The following is a 17,023-nucleotide window of genomic DNA, read 5'->3' as shown; positions in this document are numbered from 1 at the left end:
CTCTTGATCAAGTATCCGTGAAGTATCGGTGAAGTAACTTGAATCATTCGTACTCAATTTTTCGCCGTATCAGGCTCACACCGCCTTAAAGTTGGCGATTTGCAAAGTGATATTGAGTGATCAGGTTTTAAAGACGTATAACTTCTAAACTGAGCTTTGAAAAAGAAATGAACAGGATGAAAAAGTCGAGTTCATTATTTTTAATTATTTTGATTACTCAAACCAGGAAGCATACATCTGATAATTTCTCGCAGTACGAGTGACAAAAAATTCAAATTGCTTTGGGTCTATAGCTTTGATTTTTCTCACCGGAGATCCTGCATACACAAAACCGGATTCTAATACACTATTTTCCAATACCAATGATCCCGCACCGACGATTACTTGGTCCTGAATAAGCGCATGATCCATGACGATTGCTCCCATACCAATAAGCACCCTGCTGCCTATAGTACAACCATGCACTATTGCTCTGTGGCCAATACTTACCTGATCACCGATGGTGGTATCAGCTTTCTCAAAGGTCCCATGGACGATCACTCCATCCTGGATATTGACCTCGTCACCGATACGAATGGCGGCAACATCACCCCTGACGACGCTTTGAAACCAAAATGTACAATTGTCACCACATATGATATCTCCGATGAGACTGGCATTATCGGCCATCCAACATCCTTTTCCAAATTGCGGCAAATGTCCTCTCACGGATTTGATCAATGCCATGATTTGTTTAATTCATTGGAGTGAGAATATACGATTCTTTCTGTAGCAGTCGGAGGATCCCATTTGGTCCACCAAGGTGTCCTGCCCCCACCGCTATCAGGCAGACCTTTTCTTCCATGTGTTTGCGGATCAGGGGAATCCAGTTCCTGTTTCGCGAATACAGCAACAATTCCAGAAATTCAGCTGTGCCCGGATCTTTCTCTGCAGCTTCAGCCATCTCTTCCAGGTTTTGGCTGCGGTAGTCTTTGGCCAATTTTGCCAACATAGAGTCCGAACCACTATTACTTTGTTGGATGGCATCCAGCAACATTTTGGCTTGCTTTTTATAAGGTATAGCGTCGAACAAGCTGACTTGAAAATTAATGGTTTCAAGTCCTCCGGTTTCCTTCTCAAGACTGTCCGCCAAATTTTGCAGAACCAACTCATAAGATTTATAATTGCCGCTTTGTAAGGCATCACCTGATATACCATCGCTGGCCATTACCGAAAGAAACAGTGGTTTAAATTTAGAAATTAAAATCATGGGCAAACCCAATTTTTCAAAATGATCACTGATTACTTTCATTTCATCTACGGATAAGAGGTCCGCCAGGCTGGTATCGTTTCTCATCATCAACAAAGGCATGAGCTCGAATATTTTATTTGGGTCGGCGATTTCGTTCATATCAATTTCGAAGACGATTTTGCCGGATTGTTTGATAGCAGTGTCCAACTGTTGAGGCCAGAAAAAATCAGATTCAGGGATCATGTGAATTGTCCCGAAAATGTACACATAACGCTGAGTCTGAGGATCCGTCACTTTCCAAAGTAAGGAATGGGCCAGTTTTTCCTGAGCGATTACATGGTTCAGTATCAAGCTGAATACTAAAAAAAAGAAGTGTATGCGATATTTCATGTCTGACAAAACAGTTTTATGATGATTTAGATTGCTGAAACAACATCCATTCGTAACAAATAATTCCTGCAGCAACAGATACATTGAGACTGGATATTTGTCCAAGCTGTGGGATTGTACTTGTGGCGTCACAGAATTGCAATACTTGTTCTGAGATGCCTTCACCTTCAGAACCGAGCACGAAGGCCGTAGCACCAGGACTGATGTTTTCGCGCAAGGATGCAGAACTCTTTTCGGTACAGGCGATGACACGGAAGCCGTTTCGCTGCAAAGTTTTGACGGCATGTTGTGACTCACTAATCTGGGAGACCGGCAAACGGAGTAAGGCCCCTGCAGATGCTTTGATAGCTTCCTGATTGATAGGCGCACTGTCTTTTTTGGGTATGATCAAGCCATTTATACCAAACACCTCTGCGGATCGAGCGATGGCACCAAAATTTCTGACATCGGTTATCCGATCCAAAATAAGAAAACAAGGGTCCACACCTGATTGATATGCCAGATCAATGACATCTTGCAAATCCTGAAAAGCGACCCATTTCACCATCGCCACAACACCCTGATGCTGTGATCTGGTTAACCGATCGAGTTTGGATTTGGGTACCTGTAAGACGGGTACCTTATTTTTTCGGCATAGTTTGAGGAGCTCAGTGAGGCTTTCGTTCTCGAGACTGTCTTGCAAAAAAACTTTTTGTAGTGACTTACCGGCAGCAAAAGCCTCTCGCAAAGCGTTCTTTCCAATGATGAGGCCTTCGGATTCTTTTTGTTTCATAGAAAAAAGATGAAGAGAGAATGGTCAATAGACAAAGGTCATATTAATCCCGATGATGTAGGTACCTCTTCTAATAATTTTTAAATCCTATTGAGGATCCGGATTGGTTAATTCTCGCTCTCCTTTATAATTGGAAAACGCTGAGTGAGATCCCGGCCAAATATTGCAGACGCAAGAAGAAAATATTCAGTCAAAGATTTGGATAGGAATTTGTCAAAAAAGAATTGAGCTGCAAAAAAACATATTAACTTAGCACATCAAATGAAAAATCATCTGCATGAAAATTAAAATATGTAAATTATTGATTCTAGGGTTTTTAGTCATGAATATTTCATCCTTGTCTGGACAGTCTGCTGACCGGAAAGCGAGACAGTTTCTGGCTCAACAAGCTGAATCGTGGGGCTTGCAACAAGCTGATCTAAGTGATTTAATTATTTCAGACATGTACACTACAGACCACAATGGTCTTACGCATGTGTATTTTCAACAGCAATACAAAGGAATTCCGATTTACAATGCGGTAACTTCTGTTCATATTACCAAAGAAGGTAAAGTGATCGAGAGCCCGAATAGATTTTATGGCAAGTTATCCTCCACTGTAAATGCCACTACTGCCCGATTGAGCGCTTCAGATGCCCTCCTGGTAGCAGTACAACACCTGGGAGTGCCAAATGCTTTGGTGCCAACTAAGATTTCCCGTACGGATGATAAAGCGATTAGCTATTTTCCGGTAACAAATTTTACAAACAGCGAGATTCCCGTTAGACTGATGTACTTTCCCATGAAAGACGGAAGTCTGAGATTGGTTTATGATTTTAGTCTTGATCTCAATTACACTGACCAACATCCGGGCATCAAAGTAGATGCAAGGACAGGTGAGGTCTTACATCAGAATGACTACATAGTCCATTGTAATTTTGGAAGTACAAGCCCAGGATCTTGTCGTCAAGCAGATCATCAACACAGTAGTGGAGTATCTCAAGCCAGTCCGGTTGTTCGACCTGCAGCGCCAAATTCGTACAATGTAATCGCGTTTCCGGCTGAAAGTCCATTGGATGGGCCGAGGACGATTGTCGTCAATCCAGCGAGTCCACTGGCTTCACCATATGGATGGCATGACACGAATGGCAGTGCCGGAGCAGAAAATACAGTCACTCGTGGAAATAACGTCAATGCTTATTTGGACCGCAACGGTGACAATGTCAATGATGGGAATCAACCTGACGGAGGCAAAGACCTGATATTTGATTTTCCATTTGATCAAAGCAAAGAACCGCCGGATTACACCAAAGCAGCTGTGACCAACCTCTTTTATGTCAACAACATGATGCACGACATATTATATGGTTTTGGTTTCGACGAGAAAGCAGGTAGTTTTCAAGTGAACAATTACGGAAAAGGTGGACAGGGTAATGATGCAGTCAATGCAGAAGCTCAAGATGGTTCAGGAACAAATAATGCCAACTTTTTGACTTTAGCAGATGGCTCTCCGGGAAGAATGCAGATGTTCCTTTGGTCATCTTCAGGTAATGAAACATTTATCACTAAACCTGACAACCTCGCAAGTGCACTGAATGCAATACGTGGAAATTTTGGTCCGGCGCCTACTACTACTCCTATAACCGGGGATGTAGTATGGTCTGAGGACAAATCGCCGGGGAAGGAAAAACTTGGATGTTCAAATACCCAGAACGTTGCAAAATTGACCGGTAAAATAGCTTTGATAGAGAGAGGGGAATGTGAATTTGGAACAAAAGCCTTTTATGCTCAAAATGCAGGTGCTATAGCGGTCATTATCTGCAGCCATACAGATGAAAACATTGGTATGGATGGTGGCGTAGATGGAAGTAAAGTAAGTATACCGGCGTATTATATCACCAAAAAAGAATGTGACCGAATCAGGGTTTATGTAGAAAATGGTCTCGTCGTTACGATTAAAAAACCTGAGAACAATTTAGCTGTTCCCGATAGTCTTGACGGAGACTTTGACAATGGAGTCATCTGCCATGAATTTGGACATGGGGTCTCCAATAGGCTAACAGGAGGCCCGTCTCAAGCTGCTTGTCTTGGTAATGCTGAGCAAATGGGCGAAGGGTGGAGTGATTTTATGACCCTCATCATGAGTGCTAATGCTTCAAGAAAAGGATCTGACATAAGAGGTATCGGAAACTATGTGGTCGGAGCGAAAGTAGATGGTACAGGGATACGAAGAAAGCCTTACTCTACAGATTTGAATGTCAACAATTTTACCTACAAAAACATTGATGCGGAGGTCCACAATCTTGGAGAAATATGGACCTTGGTTTTATGGGATCTATATTGGGCATTGGCAGATAAATATGGTTACGATCCTGATTTCAAGAATAAAAATGCGGGCAATAATATTTGTATCCAATTGGTAATGGATGGGATGAAACTTCAACCTTGTATTCCAGGATTTATTGATGGAAGAAATGCAATTTTAAAAGCTGACGAGGTCAATAACGGAGGTGTAAATCAATGCCTGATCTGGGATGTTTTTGCTCGTCGAGGTTTTGGATATTCTGCCAATCAAGGTAGTTCAAATTTAGTAGGAGATGAGGTGGAAGATCTTGAATCTGCGCCACTTTGTGTAAATCAATTGAAGATGAACAAGAAAGCGGACTATATCGTCAAAGCAGGCCAACCGATCAATTATGAATTGACATTGAGAAATCTTCGTAAGGATGCGGCTAATCATGTCCGAGTTGTAGATCAGATCCCAGCAGGTTGTTCATATATCAATGGTTCAGCATCATTAGCTCCAAGCTCGGTATCTGGTACAGAGATCGTTTGGGAAATAGCCAATATGGCTTCCTTGCAACAAATTGTGATAAAATATCAGGTGGCGACTCCGGCAGGGCAGAATTCTAATACATTTTGGATTGACCCCATGAATGACGATAGTTCATATGACAACTGGGATATTATCATCAACAAGGGCTTTCTACTGTGGAATTTTGACAGCGATGGAGGAATAGCAGATAGCCGATGTTTTAGTGTTCCAGATACGACGATTATATCAGACCTTTATTTGGAATTATTGACTCCTGTTAAACTTTCAGGAGTCGAGCCATCTTTATTATATCAGCATTACATGAACACTGAGAGTCGTGCAGACGGTGGATATCTTGAAATCACGGAAGATGGTAAAATATGGACAAGATTGAAAACCAACAATTTCACGCTCAACACTTATAATGGTGAATTGGCCTATGGAACATTTTCAGTACCTAATTTGGAGGGTTTTTCCGGTTATACTGGAGGCTTCATTCCCGTAGTGGCTGATTTAAGTCCATGGAATGGTAAAACGGTACGAGTGAGATTTCATTACGGTTCTGATGACAATACGACTGGTACAGGAGTTGGTTTTCGCGGCTGGAAGGTGGACGAAGTTGAATTTATCAATCCAGTATTTTACAATGGACAAGCCTGTGTAACCAGCGGACTTGGAGATAATACTTGCATGACACTTTCAGGCAAGGGTACATTGGTGGAATCCAATAAAACTGTAGGCATTGATCCTGAGGTAACCACAAAACAGCTTGTCGCCTATCCGAATCCGACATCCAATCAACTTTATTTGAAGTTTGCTAAGGAAAATACAGCGAATGTAACAGTGCGTCTTCTGGACCTTTCCGGGCGAACTGTATTCCAAAATGAATTTAGGGAATTAGGTAAACAAACTAAAATAGACATCGCCAACTTGATACCGGGTCTTTACACTCTGGAAGTCAAGTCTAAGGATATCAATTATAGAACAAAGATCACAAAACAATAGTGTGAAGTAAAATTTTCGGGTGGCCGTACTCAGTCTGGCCACCCGATTTTTTTATTTATAGAGGTACACTTTAGTTTGCACACATCCTTTGAAACCGAATTGAATTTGAAAAATATATGTATTTTTTTTTGCATATATTAAATAAGTTCTTACATTTGCCCTGAATTAGTTGTCCCAACAACACATTATAAATCTCTTTAGCGCATAGCGAAAAAGCTGTAAAAAGAATTTACTAAAGCTTTTGCTATGACAAATAAACTTTCACTTCACTTTTTTCTCATCTTAGCAGGTGTGCTGTTTGTATTTATTACGCCGGCCAATAGCCAGTGTACATCAGATAATACAGCTCCTGAAATGGTAGGCAATTGCCCACCAATTTTTACAACAATATATACGCCTGCGGAGGGCGTCTGTACAGTTCCTGTTCCATTTGTATTGCCCACTTATACAGAGGATTGCAATGCAATGAATTTATTGGGTGCAGGAAGTACATTTTTTCACTCGTTCCTGATGGGACCGGGTGGAGGCACTATACCGCCTAGTGTATCATTTGGTACCGACTCTCTGCGTTTACGTGGAGTTTCTGATGGTACGGCAGGATCAAATTCTCAGAATAACTTCTGCTTTTTTGTTTACTGTTCAGGAACCTTGTCCTTCGATTATTTTGCTAGAATGACATCAGGGGATGATTTTGTTGGAGATAGGGCGAGGGTCATGATCGAAAATGCAGTCACAGGCACCAGTTCGGTCGATGTATTGACTCCAGGTACAGGTAATTCCATAGTAGGTACCAGGACGATAGCAGTCACCAGGGGTGATCGGGTTTGCTTTGAAATCAACTCAGACAATACTAATGGAGTGGACACCTTGACATTGAGTAATCTAATTCTGGAAGCAGATGGAGACCCGGAACCTTTATTTGATGGGCCTCAGCCTGAAGACTTGCTTTCCTGCGGCGTTTACTATTGGCTGCATGGAGGATTCAATTGTATTGGCGCATCTGATGGTTGTTCAGGTTTTATTTTTGTACGAGATACTTTCAATCCTGTCATCACAGGATGTCCTGATGACATATTAGTAGATCTAAGCCCTGACGAATGTGATTATACTGCCAGCTGGACGGCACCGACTGCCGAAGATGTTTGTATTTACGGCCCTGGATTTGTAGGTGCTTTTGCTCCTTATGCATGGGTGGAGTCGACACTTGATTCTTATTTTGCTACTTCATCAGGTACGCCTTCGGGACTTGATGCAAAATTCAGTCATGATGCAACGACACTTTCTATCACAGGAAGCAATAATGGTAAACCGTTTTTGTCCGTTGAAGCTTCTTCAAAAACATATATTCCTTGCAATGGTACTTTGAACTTCCATTGGGAGGCAAATATACTTGAGCCGGGAGCTTTTAGGGGAGATGAGGCTGGTTATCAATTAAGTGGAGGTCGTGTAGTACTGACAACGGTTCCATCAGGATCCTCAGCTTCAGGTGACATCAGTATCCCCGTTTCAATAGGGCAAACAATTAAATTTTGGGTCAATTCAGACAATATTGCTGAAGAAACAACACTTGATATCACAGCTTTTGAATTCATACCTGATCCTGTTACTTTAGTCCAAACAGCAGGGCCTGCCTCGGGAGATGTTTTAGCTCCGGGCCACTATGTTGTAGAGTATACGGCAACAGGATGTTGTGGAGAGAAGAAATGTACCTTCAACATTGACATCAATGCCAATACTATAATGGCATGTAAGAATATAAATGTGTCTTTAGACCAAAACTGTCAGGCACTGATTACGCCTGATGCGGTTCTTACTTCAGCATGTCCGGGAAGGGCAATTGTGGAGTTGAGTCACTATGGACATCCGATTCCAAATCCGGTGGATTCAAGCTATTTGGGTAAGACGATCATAGCCACAGTGATTGATACGCTAACTGGTAATACTTGTTGGTCAAACGTATTGATCGAAGATAAGCTTGCTCCCGAGATTCTGTGCCAAATAGATACCATGTCTTGTGCAGAGTTCAGTCGGGAATTGTCACCCGCTATCGTAGAAGACTGCAGCCATTATACAGTAACATTGTTAGACGAAAGAATTGAAAAATTGGAATGCGATCCTGATTTTATCAAGCGCATCATTCGGGTATGGGTTTCAACAGATGATCAAGGAAATTTGTCTGATACTTGTGCCCAAGAGATTTTTATCGAAAGATTGAAGATAGACGATGTCTTACCGCCACTCAATGTTCAGTTGGATTGTGAGGTCGCATTTGAAGAAGTGGATGAATTTGGTAATCCACATCCGAATGTCACCGGAATTCCTACTCTGAACGGAGAGAATATCTGGCCTAACGTGGATTTCCTATGCAATTTTGTAGTAACTTATTCTGATTATAATCTGGATGAAATCCGATGTGTACGCAAGATCATGCGTACCTGGACAGTGCGTGAATGGTGGTGTAATACAGAGTTGACCAGAACTTATCTTCAGGTCATTGAAGTTGTTGACGACAAGGGACCAAAAATCATTCATAGTGCATATGATTTCAATGCGACTACAGGTCACAGATCTTGTGAAGCGGATGTAATATTACCTCCAATAGAAGCAGTAGATGCTTGTCACAACGTACTTAGAATAGATGTAGAATATCCGGGAGGAATATTAATCAATCAGAATGGTGGTCCGGTTAAACTTCCGGTCGGTATAGACTCTGTTTTCTATAGACTTTATGACAACTGTTACAACTTGACAATGGACACTTTGATCGTAACAGTAGAAGATCATACTGCTCCAATAGCTGTTTGTGACAGAAGAACAGTTGTATCGATCAATCATAGTGGTTATAATTGGGTTCCTGCAGAAGTATTTGATGATGGTAGCTTTGACGAATGTCACCTGCACCATTTTGAAGTGAGGAGAATGGATGACAATGCTTGTGGTACCACAGGGCCTGATGATTGGGGACCTGAGGTAGGATTCTGTTGTGAGGATGTGAACCAAACTATAATGGTTGGTTTGAAAGTAGTCGATGGTCATGGAAATGAAAGCATCTGCATGATTTTAGTAGAAGTGCAAGATAAAGACATGCCTCTCATCACATGTCCGCCGAATATCACGGTAGATTGTAGATTCCCGATAGATTTAAATAATTTGGGTACTTCTTTTGGTAGAGTAGTGACTGCTCAAGCTGATCGCGAACCAATCGTTATAGACCCTGCATATTGGCACTATATTGATGGTCATCCACAAGATGGTTTGGCTACGGATAACTGCCCACCTTTGATGAGGGAAGAAATTGACTCAAGTGGATTTAATACATGTGGACTTGGAGTGATCAAGCGTTGGTTCATTGCGACGGATATTCAAGGTAACGAAGCTCGTTGCTGCCAGTATATCACCGTTGAAAATCATCACCCGTTTGACTACAGTAGCATCGTATTCCCTGAAGACCTAGATACTTCCGGTATTTGCGATCCTACAGGATTAGTTCCTGAACGATTGTCTGCACCTTACAATTATCCGACCTATTCAGATGATGTATGTAGTTTGATAGGCGCTTCATTCCACGATGAAATTTTCTCAGCAACAGTTCCTGGAGATCCATGCTTTAAAATATTCAGAGTTTGGAAAATCATCAACTGGTGCGATCGTGATGATAATGGCAACTTTATCATCTTTCAGGATACGCAGATTATCAAAGTGACGAATCTAATCGATCCGATCATCAGAACGGGATGTAGAGATACAACCATCTGTTCGTTTGATTTGAATTGCCGTCCTCTTCAAATCAGTTTGGGTATCACGGCGACTGACGACTGTACGGCGGCTAACCAATTATTGTATAGATATAAAGTTGATTTTAACAGTGATGGTACGATAGATTTGGATCGCGCCGGTATCGGTGAAAATATAGCAACAGGTACATGGCCTTTGGGTCATCATATCATCAAGTGGGAAGTAGAAGACCGTTGTGGTAATACAGCGAAGTGTAGTTATAATGTCAACTTGTTGAACTGTAAGTCCCCAACGGCATACTGCCTCAGCGATGTAGCAGTAGGTTTGGTACCAATGGACCTCAATGGTGACGGTACTCCGGAGACTAAGATGGTTCAAGTTTGGGCCTCTGATATTGACGCAGGTAGTGCACACAGCTGTGGATATCCTGTTAAATTGAGCTTCTCGAGAGATACGGCCGACAAATTCAGAATTTATGATTGTGACAGCGTAGGTGTTCGTCCGGTTGAACTTTGGGTGACAGATATCAATGGAAATACATCTTACTGCAGAACAAGAATCATCGTCCAAGACAATCCAAATTTACCGCCGCTTTGTCCAAACAACTTTGGTTCTGCGCAAGTATCTGGTTTGGTAAAAACCGAGAAAGGAAGTGAAATTCAGAATGTAAATGTTGAGTTGGTCAATGCTTCTAATATACAATCTTTGACAAACTATGAAGGTTTGTATGACTTTGGAAAAGTAAAAGCTAATGTGGATTATACTATACTTCCACAACTCAATAAAGATTGGTTGAATGGAGTAAGTACAGCGGACATCGTGAAAATACAGAAACACATTTTGGGTGTGGAATTATTCGATAGTCCTTATAAGATGATTGCTGCTGATGCAAACAACAGCAGAGACATTACTGCAAGAGATATTTCTGAGATCAGAAAGCTCATACTGGGAGTTCAGAATTCTTTCAGCTCAAACACCAGCTGGAAATTTGTGGATGAATTGTACAATTTTGGATCTATCGATCAGTGTTTGAAAGAAAATTATCCTACGCAATACAATATCACTAATCTAAGCTCTGATATGAAAGTGAATTTCGTTGGAGTAAAAATTGGTGACGTCAATGAATCTGCAAAGACCAGAGGACTTGCGGGTGCTTCAGTGAGATCTTCTCAGACCTTGGATTTGCACACGGACAATGTTTCATTAAGCAAAGATCAAGTGTACACTTTTACAGTGAAATCTGATAATGTCCATGAATTCGAAGGTATGCAGTTCACGCTTGAGTTTATCAAGGACAAAGTGGAGTTGGTTCAAATATCAGGTAATGATCAGTTCGGATTCTATCCGGAAAACTTCTCATTGCACCAGATGAATAACGGTCGCGTGACCTTCTCATGGAATGGAGCAGCTGAAAATGGACAGGATTTGTTTTCTATCACCATCAAAGCTAAATCTCCTGTAGATTTATCTGATGTATTCTTTATCAGCAGCAATGTAACACCTGCATTGGCAGTGTACAGCGGTGATGATCAGGATGCCATGGTCAAGTGGACTGTACGTGGTGCAAGCAAGTCGCCATTCGTCTTGTTGCAAAACGAACCAAATCCTTGGAACAATCGCACTACTTTGGGAATGTATATTCCTGAAAACAGCACAGTAAACCTAAGCATTTATGATGCGAATGGAAAATGTCTGTATGTGGATGCGAGACAGATGATCAAAGGATATAACGAATGGACTTTGGACAAGAGTTCTGTACTTCTTCCGGGAGTTTATTATTACCAGGTGGAATGTGCCGGCAGTGTTCAAAAGAAGAAAATGGTTATAGTTGAGTAAGAAATAAGTGAAAGAGAAAGAAAGGGTATCTGATTTTCAGGTACCCTTTCTTTTTTTTGGTGATAGCAGATATTATGGAAATGTATACGAGTCCAATTGTCATCTAACTCAAAGTTTTATGATATAATCATTTCGCAAGAATCAATTCCTTTGCAAAATTTATTATCCTAGAGCTGTCGTGAAAGAGAATCGTGTGATAGGATGTACCTGTTTTTTTGATTTATTGCTTCTGTTAAGCATGGTGTTATCTCGAAATTATCCACAATAGCGGCCATGTTTTGTAACTAGTGTACAATAGCTTTGATTAACTTGTGGCCTGAAATGTTTGCAGTTCGATTTTTCGGAATCACGCTCTTCTTCCTGTTTGCATTGGCGTGCAAGCATAATCTACCTTCAATGTCCGGAGGGATTAGTCGGGATATCCCGGTCGATTCCATTGCTGTCCCCAATCATAAAGACAGCACAGATTCAGCATTGAGAGCGCAAGACCGCACGATATGGCAGAAGCCGTATATGTTGATCGATATGTTGGGTGACCTAAGTGATAAGGTAGTCGCTGATATAGGTGCAGGAAGTGGATATTTTTCATTTCGCTTTGTGCATAGGGCCAAAAAAGTAATTGCGATCGATATTGAGCCGACACTTGTAGAAATGATGAACACTGAAGAGACCTATTACAAGCCTGAAATCCAGCTGCGGTTTGAAGCGCGCCTCGCTACACCCGATGATCCGCGTCTAAAAGATGGAGAAGTGGATATCATATTTATCTCCAATACCTATCCTTACATCAAAAATCGGAGGGATTATCTACATCGGCTCCTCAATAAATTTCGATCTCAGGGTAAGATCATGATTGTTGATTTTAAAAAGAAACTCAGCCCGATCGGGCCACCACAGGAAGAACGCCTGTCACTCGCTGATGTTGAACAAGATCTCATCGAGGCTGGTTACAAGCTCATCGTTTCTGACGATACCAGTCTGGATTATCAATACATCATCATAGCGTCGCCTCTCTGATGAGTAGATCCTCGCGGCCTGGGCCAGTGGACACATAATTTATTGGACAACGGGAATGTAGTTCTATAGCCCTAATCAATTCCTGGGCAGAATGGGGCAGCTCAGCATAAGTTTTAAAGCCGGATAAAGATTGTTTCCATCCTTCAAAAGGGCTGTATTTTACCGAGCTCACTTCTTCTAAAGAATAGGGCAAGGCCTCACTTAGCTCTCCATTGGACAGTTGGTACTTATCAACCAGACAGACCTGTTCAAAGTCGTTCAGAACGTCTATTTTGGTCAAACAAATCCCTGTAACTCCATTGATCATAACAGCATATTGCAGTTGCAGGAGATCCAGCCATCCGCATCTTCGCGGGCGTCCGGTTGTAGAGCCAAACTCATTGCCAGCTCTTCGTAGTTGCTCTCCGGTAGCATCCATGAGTTCTGATGGAAAGGGACCTGAACCCACTCTGGTGCAGTATGCTTTGGCTATACCAATGACTTCCCGGATAGAGGAAGGCGGTACTCCCAATCCCGTGCAGACTCCTGCAGTGATCGTATTGGACGAAGTGACAAAAGGGTAGGTACCAAAATCTACGTCCAGCATCGTGCCTTGAGCGCCTTCAGCCAGAATCTGTGCGCCGTGTCTGATTTCATCATTGAGATAATACTCAGTAGAAAGACATTGAAATTGCCTGATCAGCTCCAGAGATTCAAACCACGCTTCCTCATTTTCATGAATGTCGAATTCGACTTCAGGAAACTGTCGTATGAACTGTAGATGTTTTTCTTTGAGGGCCCTGTATTTGGCTCTAAAGCCTGTTTGATGGATGTCACCTATGCGGAGACCGTTGCGTCCTGTTTTGTCCATGTAACAGGGTCCAATGCCTCTCAGGGTAGATCCAATCTTCTGTTTTCCTTTGGAATTCTCTGAAGCGAGGTCAATCCACCTGTGTGTCGGTAGGATCAAATGAGCTTTCTGTGAAAAAAACAATTTTTCTTTGAGATGAGGAGCATAAGGTTCTACACGATTAACTTCCTGCCTGAACGTTATGGGATCAGCTACGACTCCGTTACCAATAATATTGACCACTTGCTCGCGAAATATCCCTGAAGGAATAGTATGGAGCACAAGCTTTTCTCCATTGATATAGAGAGTATGTCCGGCATTGGGTCCTCCCTGGAATCTGCACACGATCTTGTACCTGTCAGCCAGGTAATCCACGATTTTTCCTTTGCCTTCGTCCCCCCATTGCAATCCCAAAATGACATCTACCGGCATATCATGAAGTTTTATTGAGTTTGGTCTGAATTATCTGACGAAGGTACGATTAAAAAGTTTGTGGATGCATACTATTGAAAGTTTACGGGAATCCGGGAAAGAAGCCAAAAACAATGAGTAAATGACTTTTTGCTCAAGAGAGTTTTATTTGGATCGACAAATCGATTATTTTTGTTCGAACTATCATCCCTGGAATAAACACCGGATGAATACTCTTTAATGTCATGAAAGGTAATGTGCCTGTACGGGTAAAAAGGGTCTTGACACTCATCCAGAAATTGATGCAGTTTCCCCCGAAGAGGATAGATGCATTGGCTGAACGTCTGAATGTGAGTAAAAGTACTATTTATAAAGATATCGAAGTGGTTCGATCTATAGGAATGCCTCTGGAGCGTGACAGTCGCAGGAGATACTATTTTTCAGGGACACCTGAAAAAGCTCAGGCTTTTACCCTTGGAGAGAAGAAAGAGATCATTTCTGCTCTAAAACTCGGAGGATTATCAGCTGCACTTCAGAGCAAACTGAAGTTAAAACTGGGCTTGGAGACATTGGTGGATACACTCGAATACGCACATGTGGCGCGTCAGGTGAGCATGCTCCGGATTCTATCCCATACTGTGGAGGGAAAGAGTGCAGTATTGTTGCATGGATACAGATCTGTAAGTGTGGGCAGTTTGAACCGAGACAGGGTCGTGATTCCCCTTTACCTTGACGAGCGGTTGATGGCAATCTATGCCTACGTACCCGACAAGAGCAGAGTCCAGATATTTAAAATCAACAGAATGGAGGCTGTAGATCCAATGGATAGTATTCAGTTGAGCAATTTGCCGTCAGATCTCCCGGAAATTGATGCTTTTGGGATGGCCGGCAAGAAGGAACTTGAGGTGAGTTTGCTTCTGTCCAGGCGAGCAGCTGCGCTGCTGACAGAGGAGAATGGGATGACGAAAGACAAGCTGGTGAAATATCGCGAGAATGCGGATTATGAATGTAGATACGTCGATAGGGTATGCGCCTATGAAGGAATCGGCAGGTTCGTATTAGGATTGCTCCATGAAATCAAAGTTGAGTCTGATGATGGATTGAAGGAATACCTTGCCTCCCGGATAGCTGCACAAAAAATTTTTTAAAGTCATTCTGTAATTCTCAAAAATGGAGAAAAGCCCTTCGTACATTTACAATATTAAACCCTGAAGATGAGAATCAAAATCATTTTTGAACATAGTCGGGATGTGATCATCCCCTGGGATTATCAGTATGCTGTACAATCCTGGATCTACAAAATCCTCGACCATGCCAATCCTGAATTGGCTGCAAAGCTCCACGATCATGGTTATGCATACGAAGGCAAGCACTTCAAGTTGTTTTGCTTTGGGCCATGGCAGTGTTATTACAAACCACTGGGACAAGCAGGTATGAAGTTGTTGGAAAATATCTCAAATCTGAGTATTGGCTTTTTATTGCCGGAAGTCTTGACTGAATTTGTTCGGGGACTTTTTAAGGACCAGGCATATACTTTCTACTTCAAGGGATTTGACCCAATGCCTATTAGGATGGTTTCGGTGCAGAGGCTGAGCGAGCAGGAAATTCCGGAAGAAAGCAGGGATTATCGATTGCTCACGGGTGCAAGGATATCCATTAAAGATGAATCCAAAAAACATCCACAATACATTGGTCCGGGACACCAAGATTATATCGACCATCTCAAACTAAATAAAATTTTATTAAATGAGAATACATTTGAAATTATCTAAAAATATTCAACCTGTTGATTTTAGTTATCAACAAAAACAAGTCGGAACTATTCATAAATGGCTTGGAATAAATGAAATTCATGATCAAATGTCACTTTATTCCTTTTCATGGTTAAAGGGCGGCAGAAAAGTTGATGAACATTTAGATTTTAGTCATGGGGCTAGCTTCTTTATAAGCTTTTATGAGACCACTAGGTTAAAGGATATTATTAAAGGAATTCAGGCCGAACCCGAATTATTTTATGCTATGTCTGTTACTGACATTACCATTCAAGAAGTACCAATCTTTGAGACTAAACAGAGATTTATGGCAGAAAGTCCCATTTTTTTGAAATATTCAAAGGATAGAAAGTCAACTTATTATTACTTTAATGATTCTGAAAGTAATGACATCCTAACAAATAATGCAAAACACAAATTGCGAAAAGCAGGATTATCAGATGAAGGTGTGAATGTCTACTTTGAAAAAGACTATCCTACAGCATATACTAAAGGTACAACGTTTAAGGGAATATTTACAAAAGGCTCAGTTTGTCCTATAATCGTAGAAGGCTCTCCAGAGCAAATAGCTTTCATATGGGATGTTGGAATAGGAAATAGTACAGGAATAGGGTTTGGTTCTCTTTCAAAAATGGATTAATTATGGAAAAATATTTTGTTGTTAGATATGAAGGTCCATTTGGTTTTATAAAGCCCTGGACAGCTGTCAGGGATAGCGAGACTTATAGTCAACAATTTTTAACACCATCAATTGTGGCGGGAATGGAGAAAAAGTTATTTCCTGAGTTGTTGGTCCAAAATGGAATATTTAAAATTAAAGGTCATAGAATTTCTTATGATCAGATTTCAGGTCAACAAGAGCAAATCCAAACTAGAGGATGGAATTCGACAAGAAAAGGAAAAGAAATATTGTTTGAAAGGCCAAATGGCATATTAATAAGAGGGGTCATGATAAATCCAAAATTAGATTTAGTATTTTCGTCTTTAGATGATGCAGAAAAAGCATATAGGCAACACGTTTGCCTAAGCCGTAACGAAGATGTTTTATTACCAATTCAAATTATAGAAACAACAAAATCTGATTTTGACCAAAACGAAGAACTTTTTAAAGGTTTTGAATTAGTGTTTGAGAAAACAGAGAACTCATTTTTAGTTGGTTATCATAGGTTGACATTAGAACCTATGTATGGATGGCTTAAAATAGTTGGGAATCCAATTAATCAATATTAAA

11 protein-coding genes are annotated in these 17,023 nt (G+C 41.3%); 7 read left to right on the top strand and 4 right to left on the bottom strand.

The features are described from left to right. Nucleotides 1-213: 213 nt before the first annotated feature. Genes IPI99_13755 through rlmB form a run of 3 tightly spaced genes read right to left on the bottom strand, consistent with a single transcriptional unit; the run spans nt 214 to nt 2,393 of the window. Nucleotides 214-726 carry a gamma carbonic anhydrase family protein gene (locus IPI99_13755; protein MBK7341567.1) on the bottom strand — a complete coding sequence of 171 codons (513 nt, stop codon included), beginning with the start codon at nt 724-726 and terminating at the stop codon, nt 214-216. A 7-nt stretch (nt 727-733) separates the two neighbouring features. Then, on the bottom strand, nt 734-1,621 hold the full coding sequence (locus IPI99_13750; GenBank protein MBK7341566.1) for a TraB/GumN family protein: 888 nt from the start codon (nt 1,619-1,621) through the stop codon (nt 734-736). 16 nt (nt 1,622-1,637) lie between these two features. Beyond that, on the bottom strand, nt 1,638-2,393 hold the full coding sequence (gene rlmB, locus IPI99_13745) for a 23S rRNA (guanosine(2251)-2'-O)-methyltransferase RlmB (GenBank protein ID MBK7341565.1): 756 nt from the start codon (nt 2,391-2,393) through the stop codon (nt 1,638-1,640). A gap of 277 nt (nt 2,394-2,670) precedes the next feature. Here rlmB and IPI99_13740 point away from each other — a divergent pair, with 277 nt between their 5' ends. The 3 genes from IPI99_13740 (at nt 2,671) to IPI99_13730 (ending at nt 12,780) form a co-directional block, all read left to right on the top strand. Further along, on the top strand, nt 2,671-6,192 hold the full coding sequence (locus IPI99_13740; protein MBK7341564.1) for a M36 family metallopeptidase: 3,522 nt from the start codon (nt 2,671-2,673) through the stop codon (nt 6,190-6,192). A 246-nt stretch (nt 6,193-6,438) separates the two neighbouring features. Further along, complete coding sequence (locus tag IPI99_13735; GenBank protein ID MBK7341563.1) at nt 6,439-11,763, top strand: T9SS type A sorting domain-containing protein; 5,325 nt, start codon at nt 6,439-6,441, stop codon at nt 11,761-11,763. Between the two features lie 321 nt (nt 11,764-12,084). Beyond that, on the top strand, nt 12,085-12,780 hold the full coding sequence (locus IPI99_13730) for a methyltransferase domain-containing protein (protein ID MBK7341562.1): 696 nt from the start codon (nt 12,085-12,087) through the stop codon (nt 12,778-12,780). Here the strand turns inward: IPI99_13730 and IPI99_13725 are convergent. Then, entirely contained in the window at nt 12,761-14,041 is a 1,281-nt protein-coding gene (locus tag IPI99_13725) for an adenylosuccinate synthase (protein MBK7341561.1), read from the bottom strand. The genes IPI99_13730 and IPI99_13725 overlap by 20 nt on opposite strands. A 224-nt stretch (nt 14,042-14,265) precedes the next feature. Here IPI99_13725 and IPI99_13720 point away from each other — a divergent pair, with 224 nt between their 5' ends. The 4 genes from IPI99_13720 (at nt 14,266) to IPI99_13705 (ending at nt 17,022) form a co-directional block, all read left to right on the top strand. Further along, nucleotides 14,266-15,168: an HTH domain-containing protein gene (locus IPI99_13720; GenBank protein ID MBK7341560.1), complete on the top strand. Its 903-nt coding sequence runs from the start codon at nt 14,266-14,268 to the stop codon at nt 15,166-15,168. 66 nt (nt 15,169-15,234) lie between these two features. After that, on the top strand, nt 15,235-15,792 hold the full coding sequence (locus tag IPI99_13715; protein ID MBK7341559.1) for a hypothetical protein: 558 nt from the start codon (nt 15,235-15,237) through the stop codon (nt 15,790-15,792). Continuing rightward, complete coding sequence (gene cas6, locus IPI99_13710) at nt 15,767-16,432, top strand: CRISPR-associated endoribonuclease Cas6 (GenBank protein MBK7341558.1); 666 nt, start codon at nt 15,767-15,769, stop codon at nt 16,430-16,432. Before IPI99_13715 ends, cas6 begins: the two co-directional genes overlap by 26 nt. A 2-nt stretch (nt 16,433-16,434) precedes the next feature. Further along, nucleotides 16,435-17,022: a hypothetical protein gene (locus tag IPI99_13705; protein MBK7341557.1), complete on the top strand. Its 588-nt coding sequence runs from the start codon at nt 16,435-16,437 to the stop codon at nt 17,020-17,022. Nucleotide 17,023: the final 1 nt, after the last annotated feature.

The organism is Saprospiraceae bacterium (genome assembly GCA_016710235.1).
Taxonomy (GTDB): Bacteria; Bacteroidota; Bacteroidia; order Chitinophagales; family Saprospiraceae; genus Vicinibacter.
The sequence above is the reverse complement of the archived record's forward strand: the minus strand, read 5'-3'. Positions and strand labels throughout refer to the sequence as shown.

Excerpts from the sequence above, each read along its gene's own strand:
- IPI99_13755 (MBK7341567.1), bottom strand. The coding sequence starts at position 726 with ATGGCATTGATCAAATCCGTGAGAGGACATTTGCCGCAATTTGGAAAA.
- IPI99_13750 (MBK7341566.1), bottom strand. The coding sequence starts at position 1,621 with ATGAAATATCGCATACACTTCTTTTTTTTAGTATTCAGCTTGATACTG.
- rlmB (MBK7341565.1), bottom strand. The coding sequence starts at position 2,393 with ATGAAACAAAAAGAATCCGAAGGCCTCATCATTGGAAAGAACGCTTTG.
- IPI99_13740 (MBK7341564.1), top strand. The coding sequence starts at position 2,671 with ATGAAAATTAAAATATGTAAATTATTGATTCTAGGGTTTTTAGTCATG.
- IPI99_13735 (MBK7341563.1), top strand. The coding sequence starts at position 6,439 with ATGACAAATAAACTTTCACTTCACTTTTTTCTCATCTTAGCAGGTGTG.
- IPI99_13730 (MBK7341562.1), top strand. The coding sequence starts at position 12,085 with ATGTTTGCAGTTCGATTTTTCGGAATCACGCTCTTCTTCCTGTTTGCA.
- IPI99_13725 (MBK7341561.1), bottom strand. The coding sequence starts at position 14,041 with ATGCCGGTAGATGTCATTTTGGGATTGCAATGGGGGGACGAAGGCAAA.
- IPI99_13720 (MBK7341560.1), top strand. The coding sequence starts at position 14,266 with ATGAAAGGTAATGTGCCTGTACGGGTAAAAAGGGTCTTGACACTCATC.
- IPI99_13715 (MBK7341559.1), top strand. The coding sequence starts at position 15,235 with ATGAGAATCAAAATCATTTTTGAACATAGTCGGGATGTGATCATCCCC.
- cas6 (MBK7341558.1), top strand. The coding sequence starts at position 15,767 with ATGAGAATACATTTGAAATTATCTAAAAATATTCAACCTGTTGATTTT.
- IPI99_13705 (MBK7341557.1), top strand. The coding sequence starts at position 16,435 with ATGGAAAAATATTTTGTTGTTAGATATGAAGGTCCATTTGGTTTTATA.